Origin of the sequence: Streptococcus sp. HMSC072C09, assembly GCF_001813105.1 — a bacterium.
Lineage (GTDB): Bacteria > Bacillota > Bacilli > Lactobacillales > Streptococcaceae > Streptococcus.
On record NZ_KV811485.1, the window covers coordinates 58028 to 75301 of the forward strand.

The 17274-nt window shown below is 44.3% G+C and carries 16 protein-coding genes; 13 read left to right on the top strand and 3 right to left on the bottom strand.

All coding sequences use genetic code 11. From position 1 onward, the window contains the following. Positions 1-50 precede the first annotated feature (50 nt). Positions 51-2306 (bottom strand): ATP-dependent Clp protease ATP-binding subunit, encoded by a 2256-nt coding sequence (locus tag HMPREF2893_RS00335; protein WP_070673764.1) that lies wholly within the window; start codon positions 2304-2306, stop codon positions 51-53. Positions 2307-2553: 247 nt separating this feature from the next. Between HMPREF2893_RS00335 and HMPREF2893_RS00340 the strand changes: the two genes are divergently transcribed. The 5 genes from HMPREF2893_RS00340 (at position 2554) to HMPREF2893_RS00360 (ending at position 6982) form a co-directional block, all read left to right on the top strand. Beyond that, positions 2554-2784, top strand: a complete 231-nt coding sequence (locus HMPREF2893_RS00340; protein WP_003005989.1) for a DUF1797 family protein — start codon at positions 2554-2556, stop codon at positions 2782-2784. Positions 2785-2949: 165 nt separating this feature from the next. Then, positions 2950-3804 carry a bifunctional methylenetetrahydrofolate dehydrogenase/methenyltetrahydrofolate cyclohydrolase gene (locus tag HMPREF2893_RS00345; protein ID WP_049522594.1) on the top strand — a complete coding sequence of 285 codons (855 nt, stop codon included), beginning with the start codon at positions 2950-2952 and terminating at the stop codon, positions 3802-3804. Positions 3805-3817: 13 nt separating this feature from the next. Beyond that, entirely contained in the window at positions 3818-4591 is a 774-nt protein-coding gene (locus tag HMPREF2893_RS00350; RefSeq protein WP_049487481.1) for an HAD-IIB family hydrolase, read from the top strand. 52 nt (positions 4592-4643) lie between these two features. Next, positions 4644-5519, top strand: coding sequence for an NAD(P)H-hydrate dehydratase (locus tag HMPREF2893_RS00355; protein WP_070673765.1), 876 nt, complete (start codon positions 4644-4646; stop codon positions 5517-5519). Between the two features lie 8 nt (positions 5520-5527). After that, positions 5528-6982: a glycoside hydrolase family 32 protein gene (locus tag HMPREF2893_RS00360; RefSeq protein ID WP_070673766.1), complete on the top strand. Its 1455-nt coding sequence runs from the start codon at positions 5528-5530 to the stop codon at positions 6980-6982. 59 nt (positions 6983-7041) lie between these two features. Here HMPREF2893_RS00360 and HMPREF2893_RS00365 read toward each other — a convergent pair whose 3' ends face one another. Both HMPREF2893_RS00365 and HMPREF2893_RS00370 read right to left on the bottom strand, forming a co-directional pair. Next, the gene (locus HMPREF2893_RS00365) at positions 7042-8316 is read right to left on the bottom strand and encodes a 2-hydroxycarboxylate transporter family protein (RefSeq protein ID WP_070673767.1); all 1275 of its coding nucleotides are present in this window, start codon (positions 8314-8316) and stop codon (positions 7042-7044) included. A gap of 21 nt (positions 8317-8337) precedes the next feature. Beyond that, positions 8338-9960 carry a malolactic enzyme gene (locus HMPREF2893_RS00370; RefSeq protein ID WP_003017582.1) on the bottom strand — a complete coding sequence of 541 codons (1623 nt, stop codon included), beginning with the start codon at positions 9958-9960 and terminating at the stop codon, positions 8338-8340. Between the two features lie 172 nt (positions 9961-10132). Between HMPREF2893_RS00370 and HMPREF2893_RS00375 the strand changes: the two genes are divergently transcribed. From HMPREF2893_RS00375 to HMPREF2893_RS00410, 8 genes are all read left to right on the top strand, one after another. Beyond that, positions 10133-11017 carry a LysR family transcriptional regulator gene (locus HMPREF2893_RS00375; RefSeq protein WP_070673768.1) on the top strand — a complete coding sequence of 295 codons (885 nt, stop codon included), beginning with the start codon at positions 10133-10135 and terminating at the stop codon, positions 11015-11017. Between the two features lie 152 nt (positions 11018-11169). After that, positions 11170-12510 carry an exodeoxyribonuclease VII large subunit gene (xseA, locus tag HMPREF2893_RS00380; RefSeq protein WP_070673769.1) on the top strand — a complete coding sequence of 447 codons (1341 nt, stop codon included), beginning with the start codon at positions 11170-11172 and terminating at the stop codon, positions 12508-12510. Beyond that, entirely contained in the window at positions 12488-12700 is a 213-nt protein-coding gene (locus HMPREF2893_RS00385; protein WP_003006013.1) for an exodeoxyribonuclease VII small subunit, read from the top strand. Before xseA ends, HMPREF2893_RS00385 begins: the two co-directional genes overlap by 23 nt. Beyond that, positions 12697-13572 carry a polyprenyl synthetase family protein gene (locus tag HMPREF2893_RS00390; protein WP_070673770.1) on the top strand — a complete coding sequence of 292 codons (876 nt, stop codon included), beginning with the start codon at positions 12697-12699 and terminating at the stop codon, positions 13570-13572. The genes HMPREF2893_RS00385 and HMPREF2893_RS00390 overlap by 4 nt, the downstream gene beginning before the upstream one ends. Beyond that, entirely contained in the window at positions 13565-14383 is an 819-nt protein-coding gene (locus HMPREF2893_RS00395; RefSeq protein ID WP_070673771.1) for a TlyA family RNA methyltransferase, read from the top strand. Before HMPREF2893_RS00390 ends, HMPREF2893_RS00395 begins: the two co-directional genes overlap by 8 nt. After that, positions 14373-14807, top strand: a complete 435-nt coding sequence (locus tag HMPREF2893_RS00400; RefSeq protein ID WP_003012247.1) for an arginine repressor — start codon at positions 14373-14375, stop codon at positions 14805-14807. Before HMPREF2893_RS00395 ends, HMPREF2893_RS00400 begins: the two co-directional genes overlap by 11 nt. Positions 14808-14813: 6 nt before the next feature. Then, the gene (recN, locus tag HMPREF2893_RS00405; RefSeq protein ID WP_070673772.1) at positions 14814-16472 is read left to right on the top strand and encodes a DNA repair protein RecN; all 1659 of its coding nucleotides are present in this window, start codon (positions 14814-14816) and stop codon (positions 16470-16472) included. 20 nt (positions 16473-16492) lie between these two features. Continuing rightward, positions 16493-17221 (top strand): metallophosphoesterase, encoded by a 729-nt coding sequence (locus tag HMPREF2893_RS00410; protein WP_070673773.1) that lies wholly within the window; start codon positions 16493-16495, stop codon positions 17219-17221. Positions 17222-17274 lie beyond the last annotated feature (53 nt).

Sequence of the window (17274 nt, forward strand, 5' to 3'; positions counted from 1 at the left end):
TCTAACGAATTACCGATTTCTGTCCCACTCTCTGAATGTACATTTACTGATTATGATTCTGACTTCTTTTCAGCCGTCTTGTGAACAGCTTTGATACTAATATTCCCATTGCTGGTCATGACGGCTTTGAGTTGTTTCTCACTTGGATGTTCCAGGTAATAATCGGTAATGGCATCTTCGATATGGTCTTGGATGGTACGACGGAGTGGGCGGGCCCCCATTTTTGGATCGTATCCCAGATCGACCAATTTTTCTTTGACCTTCTCTGTCACATCCAGATGAATCTCATTTTGTGCGAGACGTTGACTGACTTCATCGAGCATGAGGGTAACGATTTGGAGAAGGTTTTCTTTTGATAGAGGTTGGAATTCAATGATGCCATCAAAACGGTTCATGAATTCAGGGCTAAAGAAGTTCCCGAGTTCTCCAAGTACAGAGTTGGTTCGACCTTCGCGAGCAGCTCCAAAACCAACATTGGCCTCAGCCTTGCCGGTTCCAGCATTAGAGGTCATGATGATAATGGTATCTTTAAAGCTGACGGTACGGCCTTGACCATCTGTCAAACGGCCATCATCTAAAACTTGCAAGAACATGTGCATGACATCTGGATGGGCTTTTTCCACTTCATCCAACAACACGAGGGAGTAAGGATTGCGACGAACCTTTTCCGTTAGTTGTCCAGCTTCATCGTAGCCAACATAGCCCGGAGGAGCTCCGACTAGTTTCGCTACGCTATGTTTTTCCATGTATTCGCTCATGTCAAAGCGGATCATATTGTCTGCAGAGCCAAAGAGCTCGATCGCTAATTGTTTAGACAGTTCGGTCTTTCCGACACCAGTTGGTCCGACAAAGAGGAAGCTTCCGATTGGACGGTTAGGCGATCCTAAGCCGACACGATTGCGTCGAATGGCTTTCGCGATTTTATCTACTGCATCGTCTTGACCAATCACATGAGCTTTCAAATCAGAAGCCAGATTGATCAATTGAGACTGTTCTTTTTCTTTCAAATCACCAACAGGAATATTGGTCTTTTGTTCAACGATGTGTTCAATCGTTTTTTCACTGATGACAGGGGTCTCCTGATCAGTGACATGTTGACCTTGCATTTCCTTGTATTTCGCGATTTGATCGCGGAAGTAGGCTGCTTTTTCAAAGTCTTCTTCGCGCGTCGCTTGAGCTTTGAGGTTTTCCGCTTCAATCAAGCGCTGATCGATCACTTTTGGATCCACAAAGTTTAGGGTCAGGTTCATCTTAGATCCCGCTTCATCCAACAGATCAATGGCCTTGTCTGGCAGGAAGCGATCTTGGATGTAACGGTTTGAAAGAATAGCTGCCGCTTCGATGGCACCGTCTGTATAGTGGACGTGGTGGTAGTCTTCGTATTTTTTCTGGATGCCCTTGAGGATGGTGATGGTTTCTTCAACCGTTGGTTCATCGACCTTAACGGGCTGCATCCGACGTTCCAAGGCCGCATCTTTTTCAATGATACGGTATTCATTGAGGGTAGTAGCCCCAACTAATTGGAGTTCTCCACGCGCCAAGGCTGGTTTGAGGATATTTCCAGCGTCCATATTGCCTTCGCCGGCTGATCCTGCGCCAACAATTTCATGGATTTCGTCGATGAACAGAATAACATCTTCGCGTTGACGAATTTCATCCATTAATTTTTGCATGCGTTCTTCGAATTGACCACGGATGCCTGTGCCCTGAACGAGGCTCACGACGTCTAGGCGGATGACTTCTTTTCCTTGCAATTTATGTGGAACGTCGCCATCGACGATTTTTTGAGCCAGGCCTTCCACAACGGCAGTTTTTCCGACCCCAGGTTCTCCAATCAGAACCGGGTTGTTCTTGGTTCGACGGTTGAGAATTTCGATGACACGGATAATCTCCTCATCACGGCCAATGACAGGGTCAATATCCCCTTTGCGGGCAATTTCTGTGACATTGATGCCGAACTCTTCTAAAAGACCTTTTGGCTTTTGAGGACGGGCTTGACGAGGGTCTTGACCACCACGGTTATTGTTTTGGCCGTAGCCGCCACCTCCATAACTGCCTCCGGATTGAGTTGGAGGGGTTTGAGGTTCTTGCGGACTTTGGAAGTTTCCAAGGTTATTGAAGAAATCTTCAAAAGGATCTCCAGTGAGTTGGCTACGTTGGGTCATGCCTTTCAAGAAGCTGTTATTAGGGTCTGTTTTCATAATTTTATAGCAATTTTGACAGAGGTCTACTTGCTGCTGACGTCCATTTACATTTGTATATAAATGGATGGTTGATTCATTTATTTTACAATTTTGACAAAGCATATACATACCTCACAGTAGGTTTTTGATGGTTTTCCATCAAGAGACGAGCCTATTTTTGAAAGGTCAAAAATAGTCAAAGATTTATAGTTTCATTATATCAGTATTCTAGAAGTTTGCAAGAATTTGCTACGGAATGTCGCTAAGGATTGAAGAAAGAGCAAATCAATGGAAAAATGTGAATTTTTATTGGAAGAGCTTTCTCTTTTATGATAAAATAGGAGAGTAGAAAGTAAAGAGGAGAAATAAAATGGAATCACATTTAGTACGGATTATCAACCGTTTGGAGACGATGACAAAAGACGGTGGAAACTTGAAACGTAATTTTGAACGTGACGGTGTTGTTGTCGCTGAAGTAGCCTACAACCACAATGAAGAAGAAGGTTCAACCTTTACACTTCGTGATGTTGAAGCGCGTGAAACCTATACATTTGATAGCATTGATTTAATTGCAATGGAAATTTATGAATTGCTTTACTAAGCAGCTGTGTGGATGAGTTTGGGGTGGTCTCAAGCTCATTTTTTGTCCATCTGGCTATAGTTTTCGTCTATAAGAAATTCTAATTAGGAACAGTTAGGTTTGAGAGTTGAAATCTGCTATAATAGAGAGGACTATTTTCATTACTTGACTAGAAAGAGAATTGATATGACGACACTCATTGATGGAAAGGCGCTCGCTACAAAATTACAGGGTGAGATTGCGAAGAAAACAGCACGATTAAAAGAAGAGACAGGGGTTGTGCCTGGTCTCGTTGTCATCGTGGTAGGAGATAATCCAGCCAGCAAAATCTATGTAAGAAATAAAGAGCGTTCTGCTATTGCGGCAGGCTTTCGGAGTGAAGTGAGACGACTTCCTGAAAGCATCAGCCAAGCTGAATTATTAGAAGTGATCGAACACTACAATCAAGATCCCCTTTGGCATGGGATTTTAGTGCAGTTGCCACTGCCTAAGCATATCGATGCGGATGCAGTCCTTTTAGCCATTGATCCGACAAAAGATGTGGATGGCTTTCATCCATTGAATATGGGACGCTTGTGGGCTGGAAATCCGATTATGGTGCCATCGACTCCCGCTGGTATCATGGAGATGTTCAAAGAGTACGGGATTGATCTAGAAGGGAAGCGAGCAGTCGTGATTGGTCGTTCCAATATCGTTGGAAAACCAATGGCGCAGTTGCTCCTCGCCAAAAATGCGACGGTAACCTTGACCCATTCCCGGACCCATCATCTGCCTAAAATTGCTAGAAGAGCAGATATCTTGGTTGTTGCGATCGGTCGTGCCAAATTTGTAACAGCAGACTTCGTGAAAGAAGGCGCCGTTGTTATTGACGTCGGAATGAATCGCGATGAGAATGGCAAATTGTGTGGGGATGTCGATTTTGACTCTGTTGCACCTTTGGCCAGTCATATTACCCCGGTACCAGGAGGGGTTGGGCCTATGACTGTCACCATGCTGATGGAGCAGACCTACGAAGCAGCTGTTCGTGCCTTAAAAAAATGAAAGTGTGAACAAGATGAAGTTTGTATTTGATTTAGATGGAACCCTGTCATTCGATGGTGTCACAATCGATGATGAAATCAAACAGGTCTTATTGAGAGCAGAAGAATTTGGCCATGAAGTTGCCTTTGCTTCTGCACGTTCTTACCGGGACTGCTTGGGTCTTTTAGGGGACCCATTGAGTCAGCAACTCGTGATAGGCTTAAATGGTGGATTGGCCTATCGCCAGGGGCAATTGGTATATGAGGAACAATTGGACAAGGATGTGTATCGGGAAGTCCTTGGCTTTTGCCGCCATTACAATCTACCATTTTTTGTGGATGATACCTTTGATTATAGCGGACAGATTTTGGAAAAGATTCCTTTTGTTGCTAATGTAGATCCCCTCAAGAAAGCCCAGTATCGTTCATTAGAGGAGCTGACAGATCCGATTAAGGTCGTGATCTATATGGGTGGCCATGAGGAGCTCGTGGATGAGATCATCGAGCGGATCGAAAAGACAGATAAGGCCCATATCCGCTATCATGCGCATGAAAAATGCATCTATCTCAATCCAGCAGACACGCATAAAGCGACAACAGTAGAAGAACTCTGTGGAGAGAATTTCGTGGCTTTTGGCAATGATCAAAATGATATCGAGCTCTTTGAAAAAGCTCTTTATGCAGTTCAGATTGGTGATTTTCCAGCCCTTCAGCCTTATGCGGATGATCAATTGGTAGCCAAACAAAATCAACCACAAGCTGTGGCTGCTAAGATCTTGCAAGTCTTCGCAGAATTCAGAGGAAAATAAAAGAAGGAGGGTGAGTCGTGGCTTCTCGTTTTTCGCTAGAAATGAGGAAGGTATGAGAACAGTTCAAAAAGAAGAGATCCAGCGTGTCATTGCAAAGCGAAAGGCGAATTCTTATAAAGGGGATTTTGGTCGCCTGCTCTTGATTGGGGGGACTTATCCTTATGGGGGAGCCATCATTATGGCGGCGCTTGCTGCGGTTCATAGTGGTGCGGGGCTGGTTACTGTCGCAACAGATCCTGATAATCTGACAGCCCTTCATAGCCATCTTCCTGAAGCCATGGGCTTTGATTTGGCAGATCACGAACTCCTTTGTGAGCAGCTCCAAAAAGCCAGCGTGATTCTTGTCGGTCCAGGCTTAAAGGAAGCAAGAGAAAACCATGCAATCTTGCACATGATTTTTGAACAAGTCTCTAGCCAGCAGGTCTTGATCTTAGATGGCGGAGCTATTAGTCTTTTTGCAGCCTCTCAGTTTGACCTGCCAGAGGCTCAGTTGGTCTTTACCCCTCATCAAAAAGAATGGGAAAAACTGTCAGGACTTGATCTAGCAAGCCAGACTGAAGACAAGAGTCGAAGAGCAGTACAGAACTTTCCTCAAGGGACTGTCATTGTAGAAAAAGGGCCTCATACCCGCATTTGGACAAGTGGGCAAGAAGAGGGCTATCAGCTAGATGTTGGTGGTCCCTATCAAGCCACAGGTGGAATGGGGGATACCTTGGCAGGGATGATCGCAGGGTTTGCGGGTCAATTTCCACAGGTCAGTCTCTATGAGCGCGTGGTGGTTGCGACCTACCTTCATTCAGCCATTGCAGAAGACTTGAGTAAAGAAGCTTATGTGGTTCTACCCACGACCATTAGTCAAGAAATCCCAAAATGGATGAAGAAATGGAGTGACCAAGATCAGGTTACTAGCACTGAAAATAGGGAGTAGGTAAAAAAATGAAGGAAAGCATTCGGAAAGCAAATCAGTATATCGATGAAAACAGGGAGAAGGTCAACCAGCAATATCGAGGAGCATTTCATTTGTTACCTCCAATCGGCTGGATGAACGATCCAAATGGCTTTGTTTATTTCCGTGGGGAATACCATTTGTTCTACCAATTCTATCCCTATGATAGTGTTTGGGGTCCCATGCATTGGGGGCATGCCAAATCAAAAGATCTTCTCCATTGGGAAGAACTGCCAGTAGCTTTAGCACCAAGTGAAAGCTATGATAAGGATGGTTGTTTCTCGGGTAGTGCTATTGTGAAAGATGACAAGCTCTATTTGCTTTATACTGGTCATGTAGACGATGAGGAAAAGCGAGAAGAGACTCAATGTCTTGCGGTTTCGTCAGATGGCATTACCTTTGAAAAGTTGCCTACTAATCCAGTGATCCATGCTCAACATATTGAGGGGATCGCAGATATTGCAGATTTTCGTGATCCTAAAATTTTTGAATACCAAGGAAGCTATTACGCTGTCGTTGCTTCTAAGACGCCAGATGATAGAGGTCAAATTCTCCTATTTGCATCAAGTAATCTAGTAGATTGGGACTTTACATCAGTTCTTTTAGAAGGTGAAAAAGGGCAAGGGATTATGTGGGAGTGTCCCGATTTCTTCCCTTTAGATGGCAAATGGGTCTTGATCCTGTCACCCATTGAAATGGAAAGGCAGCAAGAAAAATACTGGAACTTAAATTCGACGGTTGCCTTTATCGGTGACATGAATTGGGAAACGGGGCACTTTCGTGTCGATTCCTATGATGAATTGGATGGTGGTTTGGATTTCTATGCCCCTCAAACTTGTCAAGGACCAAATGGCGAACGATACATGGTTGCCTGGATGCAAATGTGGCACCGGTCTATCCCCAGTCATGATTTAGCTCATGGGTGGGCAGGTAGTATGACTCTTCCAAGAAAATTGTCTCTGAAAGACGGACGATTGGTTCAGGAGTTACCTGAGTCAGTGAAAGAACACTTTCTTGTAGAGCATGCGTCAGAAACCATTGTTCAGGGCAATCAGATCACGATCCCAGCGAGAGGGAAACAAACCTTGTTTGAACTAGATGCCAAACCGGGTTGCTCCTTTATCTTAGGTTATGGCGATGAAACTGATCCTGATAGTGTCTTGCAATTGGTTTATGACGCCTCTCAAAAACGCTTTAGCTTAAGTCGAGACCAATTTGGGCACCCCATTTCTGGAAAAGAAAATCCAGCATTTCAATCGAGATGGATTCAGTTGGATGCTGAAAAGGATCATCATTTTTCGATCATTCGCGATACCAACTCAATCGAAGTATTCGTGGATGGTAAAACTCTCTCGATGACCTTTTATGAAACGACTGAGAATCCCGTCTATACTCTCACGGCAGATGAAGGGATCGATTGGGTCGTGAAAACCTATCAAAAATAGGAAATCAATAGCCTCCTAAAGAATAAAAAGACAAGTCTTGTGACTTGTCTTTTTATTCTTTAGGAGAGGACAGAAGCGAGGAGCCCTCCGAGAATGAGGATGATAGCCCCGCTCAGTCGGTTGGCCATTTGGGCGAAGGCGATCATTTCCATACGATCAGATGCGGAGAGAACAGCGATATTTCCGGTTCCTCCCATCGAGTTATTGATCATACCAGATCCGATAGCAGTCTCGACTGGATACAATCCAACCAGTTTTCCGATCACAGCAGATGCAAGCCCCATAGCTACCACAGAGGTCAAGCTTAGGAGAATGAATTGCCAGGTCATCGCCTTAGCTAGAGTTGAAAGGTCAATCAAGGAAAGACCGATCCCAGCTAGGACTGCATGGGTGAGGTTGGTCATAATGACTTGGTTGAACATGACCACACAGTTTTCCAAAGGTTTTGGGACAGCATTGAAAGCTTTCAGGATAAAGACGATGATAATCATGAAGGCATAACTGTGGATTTTTGGAACAAAGGCATTGCAGATGACCCCGAGAAGAAAAATACTAAAGGCAAACATCATTCCAACTCCGATTTGGGTCGGATCAAGTGTGAGTTTTTCTTTCTTCAATTCATCTTTATTGACGGGAATCAAGACACCGTGACCATTGTAAGGACTGTCTGCAAAGATTTTGACGATCAAAACAGCTCCAATGATGGCAAGGATATTACCAAGTGTGGTAGCGGGTGCCAATTGAGAGAAGATGGCTGCTTGGCTTCCATGGAGATTAGCAGCGTATATCTTTGAAAGAGGCAGGATTCCAGCTCCCATTCCTCCGACCATTTGTGGGAATGAAACATAGAGAATCGAATGTCCAAATCCTTGTCCCAAAAGGCTTCCAATGATCCCAACAGAGAGAGCCCCAATGACCATGGTGACCAAGGAAACAGGAATAAAGCGAGCGGAAGCTTTTACCAAGAGATTGCGATTCATCCCTAGAATAGCCCCACAAATCAAGGCTGCGATATAAAAATCCAGAAAGCCAAAGGAATCTCCCAAAAAGCCCTTGGTGGCTGTGATAATATTTGCTGGAATAACATGGAAGGTCGCTAGAAGAGTAGCTCCTAGTAAGGTGAAGACGGATCCTCCACCTAGGTAAGAATTCATAATTGGCAGTTTCTCACCGATAAAGTAGAGAAGATGCCCCATGACGACCAAAAGTAGGGTTAATCCGAGCATATTGAGTGGGAGTTTCCCCATAGCAATCGTCACCGCGAGAACGATGACGATGAATGCATATAGAGGGAGACTGACACCGGAAATTTTGATTTCATTCAATTTTTTCATGGTTGTTCAGTCAGCTCCTTATTAGTATTTTGGATACCATTTAAGGTCACGTACAGCTTTTGCCATATCTGTTTCTTTGGCTTGTGCAAGCCCTTGTTCTTGAGCTTTCTTGGCAACAGCTTCAGCCACCTTGATAGACACGTCAGCTACATATTGGAATGGTGGAAGGACTGGCGCACCTGGTTGACCTGGATTGACAATACCTGACAATGAGTGAGCTGCTGCCCCAATCATTTCATCTGTCAACAATTTGGCTTCAGATGCTAACATACCAAGACCAAGACCTGGGTAGATCAAAGCGTTATTGGCTTGACCGATTTCATAGTCCACACCTTTGTAGCTGATGGTTCCTGAAGGAACACCGGTAGCGACAAAGGCTTTACCGTCTGACCATTCGATGACTTGTTGGGCTGTTGCTTCCAATTTCTTGGTTGGGTTAGAAATTGGGAAGATAACTGGGCGTTCAGTGTTTTCACACATGGCTTCAACCACTTCTTTAGTGAAGGCACCTGGGTTTGTAGAAGTTCCGACCAAGATCGTTGGTTTTACTGTTTTGATCACTTCAAGAAGATTGGTCATATCGCCTTTACCTTCGAAGTCAGAACGTTTTTTAGCAAATGGTTTTTGAGCTGGCGTCAAATCTTCCATATCGTCAAACAAAAGACCTTGTTTATCGATCATGAAGAAACGTTTGTAAGCTTCTTCTGGAGAAAGCCCTTCAGCAACCATTTCAGCGTGAACACGGTCTGCGATACCAGCACCAGCAGAACCACCACCATAGCAAAGGTAAACTTGGTCTGTCAATTTTTCACCAGTGATATCCATTGCTCCAAAGATACCACCCAAGACAACAATCCCAGTTCCTTGAATATCATCGTTGAAAGTTGGGATTTCTTTCTTGTAACGGTTCAAGATATCAGCTGCATTTGAACGACCGAAGTCTTCCCAGTGAAGATACAATTTAGGGAAAAGTTTTCCAGCTGTTTGAACGAATTGATCGATAAAGGCATCGTATTTTTCACCACGAACACGTTCATGACGATTCCCCAGATACATTGGATTGTTCAACAATTCTTCACGGTTGGTACCAGCATCGATGACAAGAGGCATAACGCAAGCTGGATCAATGCCTGCTGCAGCAGTGTAGACCATCAATTTACCGACAGAGATATCAACCCCTTGGACACCCCAGTCACCGATACCAAGGATTCCTTCTGCGTCAGTTGCAACGATCAAGCGGATATCGCGATCGCCAGCTGCATTTTTCAACGTTTCTTCGATATTTTCTGGGTGGTTAATATCAAGGTAAGCAGCATATTGTGGATCTACGAAGAGTTCAGAATATTGTTCAATAGTATCTGCGATCACTGGATCATAGACGATTGGGTTGAACTCAACGATGTGTTGGTTAAAGAGGTAGTAGAAAAGAGTACGGTTTGTATTGAAAATTTCCATCAAGAAAAGACGTTTTTCAAGGTCTGATGGTTTGCGCAAGAAATGTTGGTAAGCTTGTTCAGCTTGTTCTTCGATGGTTTGAACATATGGAGGAAGAAGACCGATCAGGCCAAGTTCTTTACGTTCTTCCATTGTGAAAGCAGTTCCTTTATTAAGGAATGGATTATTTAAAATTTCATGTGATTTCATTGCGAAATACTCCTCATAAATAATTTATCTGTAAGATTTTTTCTCACGCAAGCCATTATAGTCTTCTGTAATTCTTATAGTCAACTTCCCTTGTCCTTATAAAAAAATTTTATAAGTAAGAGTTTTGTGTTAGAATGAAGGAAATGGAAATTGTAGAAATAGAGGGATAGAGATGAATATCCGAGACTTGGAATATTTTTATCAACTGTCGAAATTAAAGTCTTATACAGATGTGGCGCATTATTTTCAAGTGAGTCAACCGACTGTGACTTATGCCATCAAGCGTTTAGAGGACCACTATGCTTGCCAGTTGGTGGAAAAATCGTCTTCTAATCGTGTCTTGCACCTAACTCAGCCAGGGAAGGTTTTAGCCAATCACGCGCGAGAGGTTTTAATTGAAATCGAAAAGACGGAAAAAGCTGTTGAACGAAGTAAAAAGAATCTGTTGCGCATTGGATTACCGCCATTGATCACTAGCGATATCATGAAAAAATTTGGGACGCATGATGAAGAGCTTGAGATTTTTCGTCAATCGCAATTGGTGCAATTAGGTTCTAGGGATTTGATGCGATTGTTGGTGCGTGGAGATTTAGATTTTAGTCTACTGGGAAGCTTAGAGCCTATCTCGCACGCGCATTTGACCAGTCAGCTCCTGTATAAAAAAGAATTTTTTGTGATTGTTTCAAAGGATCATCCACTAGCAGATCGCAAGGAAATTTCTTTTAAAGAGGTGTTAGAGGAGACCTTCATTCTGTTAGATGAGCATCATGTCCACATGACGGCTTTTAAACGCTTGAATGCTCGCTTTGATGATTTGGCCCAGTCTACTGTTGTCTTGACCGATTCCAACTTGGTCTTGAGTTTCATCGAAGAAAATTTGGGAATTGGTCTCATGACCGATCTGACTCTCTTTCCAGAATATCCAAATGTTGTCAAAATTCCGCTGGTTGAAGAGGAAAAAACAGTCTTTTATATTAGTTATGCCTATCCAAATGAAGGGGAACCCCAAGCGCTTCTTAGCTCCTTTATTGAACGGTTAGAGAAGTGTGGAAAATAAGGAAGCTGGTTTAAAATAGACCAGTAGAAAGTGTCTTGAATAAAATGAGGCATGTAGAGAAAGGAAATTCATGATTTCGCTTTGTCTGCCAGCCTTTTTTGGCGTTTTTTGGTATAATTAAACTTGATCATATTCTGCAGAAAGGAGTTCCTATGTCCAACTATTTATCCGTATCAAGTTTGACCAAATATTTGAAATTAAAATTTGATAAGGATCCCTATTTGGAAAGGGTTTATCTGACAGGGCAGGTCTCCAATTTCCGAAAACGTCCCAACCACCAGTATTTTTCATTAAAGGATGAAAAAGCGGTTATTCAGGCGACGGTCTGGGCTGGGGTTTATCGAAGCTTTGGTTTTGAGCTAGAAGAAGGCATGAAGATCAACGTCATCGGTCGCATTCAGCTCTATGAGCCAAGTGGGAGTTATTCCATTGTCATTGAAAAGGCTGAGCCAGATGGGGTAGGGGCCTTGGCCATCCAATTTGAGCAACTCAAGAAAAAGTTGACCGAAGAAGGGCTCTTTCAGGACCGGTGGAAGCAAGCTCTGCCACAATTTCCAAGAAAGATCGGGGTCATCACCAGTCAAAGTGGGGCCGTGATTCGTGATATTATCACAACGGTGGGCCGACGCTTCCCTGGTGTTGAGATTGTGCTCTACCCGACCAAGGTTCAGGGTGAAGGTGCATCTAGCGAGGTGGTTGCTAATATTCAAAGGGCTAACCAACGGGATGATTTGGATGTCTTGATTATCGGTCGTGGGGGTGGTTCGATTGAAGACCTCTGGGCCTTTAATGAAGAAGCAGTGGTGCGAGCCATTTTTGAATCGCGGATTCCGATTATCTCCAGTGTTGGACATGAGACAGATACGACTCTGGCCGATTTTGTAGCAGACCGACGAGCCGCTACTCCGACAGCCGCTGCTGAATTGGCCACTCCAGTAACGAAATTGGATCTCTTGTCCCATTTACAAAAGCAGGAAAATCGCATGGCAACAGCCATGTCCAATCGCTTGGCCTATAATCGTGAACGTTTGGCCAAATTAAGTCAATCGGTTATTTTTAGACAGCCTGAAAGGCTCTATGATGGCTACCTGCAAAAGATTGACCAGTTGCAATTGCGCTTGAAACAAGGGATGCGGGATGCTTATGGACAAGGGGCGAATCAGCTGCAAGGTCTGCGTCATCGCTTAGAAGCCATGTCTCCTTTGCATCGCATCGAGCGCTACCAGGACCGCCTGCTCCAAGATAAGAGAATCTTAACCAACCGAATGGAACAAGTCCTAAAAGAGCAAAAGATCAAGGTGAAAGGCTTATCAGAAGCCCTCTTGATGCTCGATACCAGTCGGATTATTGCGCGTGGCTATGCCATGGTCAAGGAAGGAGATCAGGTCCTAGATTCCGTTGCGAAAGTAACAGAAGGGGACCCGCTGTCACTCATCATGAGAGATGGCCAGTTAGAAGTAGAGGTAAAACATGTCGAAAGAAAAGAAATTTGAAGAAAATTTAGCAGATTTGGAAGCCATCGTCCAAAAATTGGAGAGTGGTGATGTGGCTTTAGAAGAAGCCATTACAGAATTCCAAAAAGGAATGAAGTTGTCGAAAGAATTGCAAGATACCTTGGATCAAGCAGAGAAAACCCTGGTCAAGGTCATGCAAGCAGATGGTACTGAAGCGGATCTAGCATGAGACAAGAAGAAAAACGAAATAGAGTAGAGCAAGCAGTTCGCTCTTTTTATGAGGAAAAATCTGTTGCCCCCCATTTAGTGGAGTCGGTCCTTTATTCGATCCAGGCAGGAGGAAAACGCCTGCGCCCCTTGCTTCTTCTAGAATTGTTAGAGGCCTTTGGACAGGAATTGACGGAGGCTCACTTTCAAGTGGCAGGGGCTTTAGAGATGATCCACACAGGAAGCCTTATTCACGATGATTTGCCAGCCATGGACAATGATGATTACCGTCGGGGGCAATTGACCAATCATAAGAAATTCGGAGAAGACCTGGCGATTTTAGCAGGGGATGCGCTTTTTCTTGATCCCTTTGGGATGATTGCTGCCAGTGCCCTTCCTGATGCGGTCAAGGTCTCTTTGATCCTTGAATTGTCAGATGCTTCCGGTAGTCGTGGAATGGTAGCTGGCCAAGTCCTGGATATGGAAGGGGAGCACAAACAGCTCACATTAGCAGAGTTGCAGACTATCCATGCCAATAAGACAGGACGCCTCCTTGCCTATCCTTTCATCGCAGCTGGTTTGATTTTAGAGTTGCAAGCAGACATTGCTCAGCTTTTAAAAAAAATCGGGAAAAAATTAGGCCTGGCTTTTCAAGTGAGGGATGATATTTTGGATTTGATCGCTGATTTTGAGGCTTTGGGGAAGACCCCTCAAAAGGACTTAGTGGCTGAAAAATCGACCTATCCAGCCCTGTTGGGATTGGAAGAATCAAAAGCTTTGCTGACAAGTGAATTAGACGCTTGCGAGGACTTGTTGGATCAGATTACAACTGCTTGCGACTTTGATCCGCGAGCGATCAAGAAATTAATAGAAGGATTACGAATAGATGGCTAAGGAAAGAGTGGATGTATTAGCCTATAAACAAGGCCTATTTGATACCCGCGAACAAGCCAAAAGAGGGGTGATGGCAGGTCTTGTCGTTGCCGTCATCAATGGTGAGCGCTTCGATAAACCGGGTGAAAAAATTGATGAAGCAACCGAGTTGAAATTAAAGGGTGAAAAGCTCAAATATGTCAGCCGGGGCGGTCTTAAATTAGAAAAAGCCCTGAACCAATTTGGTTTATCTGTAGAAGGTAAAATTGCGATTGATATTGGAGCTTCTACAGGTGGCTTTACAGATGTCATGCTGCAAAACGGAGCCAGCCAGGTCTTTTCGGTGGATGTCGGGACCAATCAGTTGGCCTGGAAATTGCGCAATGATCCTCGAGTGGTCTCGATGGAACAGTTCAATTTCCGCTATGCCGAGCCAGATGATTTTGAAGCGACACCGAGCTTTGCGAGTATCGATGTCAGCTTTATTTCCTTGGACTTGATTCTGCCAGCCCTTCACCGGATTTTGGCAGAAAATGGACAAGTCGTGGCCTTGGTCAAACCTCAGTTTGAGGCAGGACGCGAACAGATCGGGAAAAATGGGATCATTAAGGATCCTAAGATTCATTTAGCAGTTCTTGAAAAGGTCGCTACTTTTGCAGGGACACATGGCTTTGCGGTAATGGGAGTAGATTATTCCCCTATCCAAGGAGGCCATGGCAACATCGAATTTTTGATGTATCTAGAAAAAAAAGAAGAGAAAACAAAGCCAACTACAGAGCAGCTGGAGGCTGTTGTGGAGCTGGCACACAAGGAATTTAAACATGAAGAGTAAGAATATCAGATTAGAAAAAATTCGCCGCTTCATTCGCGATCATGAAGTGGGGACGCAAGAAGAGATCGTCGAACATTTGAAAGAAGAAGGCATCTCAGCAACCCAAGCGACGGTGTCACGGGATATCAAAGAATTGGGCATCGTAAAACGCCCTCTGAAAGACATGACCTATGTCTATGAATTGCCACGCAAGCACCACCAAGGGATCGGGATGATCGAAAGCAATATTTTGTCTCATCGTCGCATGGGAGAATATGTCAATTTCACCATGGTTCCAGGGACAGCTCCTTTAGTTAAACGGCGCTTGCGGGAGATTTATAAGGATCATATCTTTAGTATTGTCGCAGATGATGATACAATCTTGCTGATCGCCTATTCAGCTCCAGAAGCAGAGAATATCCTCAAATCAATCTTTGGGTGGTAAGAGCCTATGCTATTAGAAATTTCGATTAAGAACTTTGCCATTATCGAGGAGATTTCCTTAAATTTTGAAAAGGGAATGACGGTACTGACAGGGGAAACAGGTGCAGGGAAATCCATCATTATCGATGCCATGAACATGATGCTGGGAAGCCGTGCAACGACGGATGTCATTCGACACGGAGCCCCAAAAGCGGAAATCGAAGGTCTCTTCACCGTTGAGAGCAATCGACACCTGACAGCTCTTTTTGAAGAGCAAGGACTAGAGTGGACCGATGAATTGATCATTCGCCGAGAGATTTTGCAAAATGGACGAAGTGTCAGCCGGATCAATGGTCAAATGGTGAATTTATCTGTCTTAAAGGCAGTCGGTCAACATTTAGTGGATATCCATGGCCAGCATGATCAGGAAGAACTTATGCGGCCCCAATTGCATATCGCTATGCTGGATGAATTTGGGGATGCAGCCTTTTTCCAAACCAAAGACGCTTATCGTCAGACCTTCGAAGACTACAAACGCCTGCGCAAACAAGTGGTGGAACTCCAGCGCAACCAGCAGGAAAACAAGGCCCGTATTGAGATGTTGGAGTTTCAGATTGCGGAGATTGAGGCAGCTGCCTTGGAAGTGGATGAGGATGTGCGTTTGGAGCAAGAACGCCAACGCCTGCTCAATCATAAAATGATCGCAGATATCCTAACCAATGCCTATACCATGCTGGATGCAGAAGAGTTTTCGAGTCTAGCCAATGTTCGCTCAGCCATGAATGATCTGGAAAGTATTGAAGAATATGATACCAGCTACAAAGAGCTCTCAGGCCAGCTGGCGGAAACCTTCTATGCCCTTGAGGACATTACCAAACGCTTAGAAGATGTGGTCGATGGTCTGGAGTTTGATGGCAATCGTCTCATGCAGGTGGAGTCACGTTTGGATTTGATCCATTCTATCACCCGCAAGTATGGTGGCCAAGTCAAGGACGTCTTAGAATATCTGGCGCAAATTACTAAAGAATATAGTCTCCTCACTGGAAGTGACCTCTCATCTGAGGAATTAGAAAAAGAACTCAAACGTTTGGAAAAGAGTTTGGTAACCTTAGCTCAAAATTTGAGTGATCAGCGGCATGCCTTGGCCCAAGCTTTAGAAAATGAAATCCAGCAAGAATTAGCGGACCTTTACATGGATAAGGCGCGCTTCCAAGTGCGATTTAGCAAAGCTAAGTTTAATCGTGAAGGAAATGAAGCTGTTGAATTTTACATTTCGACCAACCCAGGTGAGGACTTTAAACCGCTGGTCAAGGTAGCATCCGGCGGAGAATTGTCACGCTTGATGTTGGCCATTAAGTCTGCTTTTTCTCGAAAAGAAGGAAAAACCAGTATCGTCTTTGATGAGGTAGACACAGGAGTTTCTGGGCGCGTGGCTCAAGCCATCGCAGCGAAAATTCATAAGATTGGTCAAAATGGCCAAGTGCTTGCCATTTCTCACCTGCCTCAAGTCATCGCTGCAGCAGATTATCAATTCTATATTGAGAAAATCAGTGATGAACACTCAACTGTATCTACTGTGCGTTTGCTCAATAGAGAAGAACGAATCGAAGAAATTGCCAAGATGCTGGCAGGAGAGGATCTAACGGAAGCTGCCCGTCAACAAGCAGAGCAACTTCTCAAGCGTTAAGAGAAAGAAGGTTTGAAACAATGTCAACATACTTTGTAGTCGGAGATATTCACGGAAAAGCACAAATGCTAGAAGAGCTCATGACAGAGTGGGATGGAAAAGCTCAATTAGTCTTTTTAGGGGATTTGATAGATCGAGGCGAAAACAGCAAACGATCAATTGAAATCGTAAAGGACTACGTAGACCATCACGGAGCTGTTTGCCTTTCCGGGAATCACGAGTACATGTTTTTAGCCTGGTTGGACAATCCAGAAGAGCGTTATGACCACTACCGAAGAAATGGTGGCGATACGACCATCAACTCTCTGTTAGGCCGGCCGCTCGATGCTCCTGTAGATGGCATTGCAGATGCGCAAGCAGTAGAAAATGCCGTTCCTGACTTGGTGGCCTTCATCCGTAGTTTGCCTTTTGACTACGAGACAGAGACCTATTATTTTGTTCACGCTGGTGTGGATCTAAGCCTTGAAAATTGGCGGGAAACCAGTGATTACCAAAAAGTCTGGATCCGAAAACCATTCCATGAAGCCGAGAATCAAACAGGCAAATGGATCGTCTTTGGCCATACACCAGTTTATGGACTGCTCAATGAGCCAGTCGGTACCGAAAATCTTTGGATTTCAGATCAGAAAATGGGCGTCGATGGAGGCGCTGTCTATGGTGGAGTCCTCCATGGATTGCTCTTGGATGATCAAGGCATCGTCCATGACCATGTCCTTCATAATACAGGTTTTTCTGCTGCAGACGACTGAGGAAGCAGGAATGGATATCTTTCACTGCAAAACCCCGTGTTTTTTGATATAAT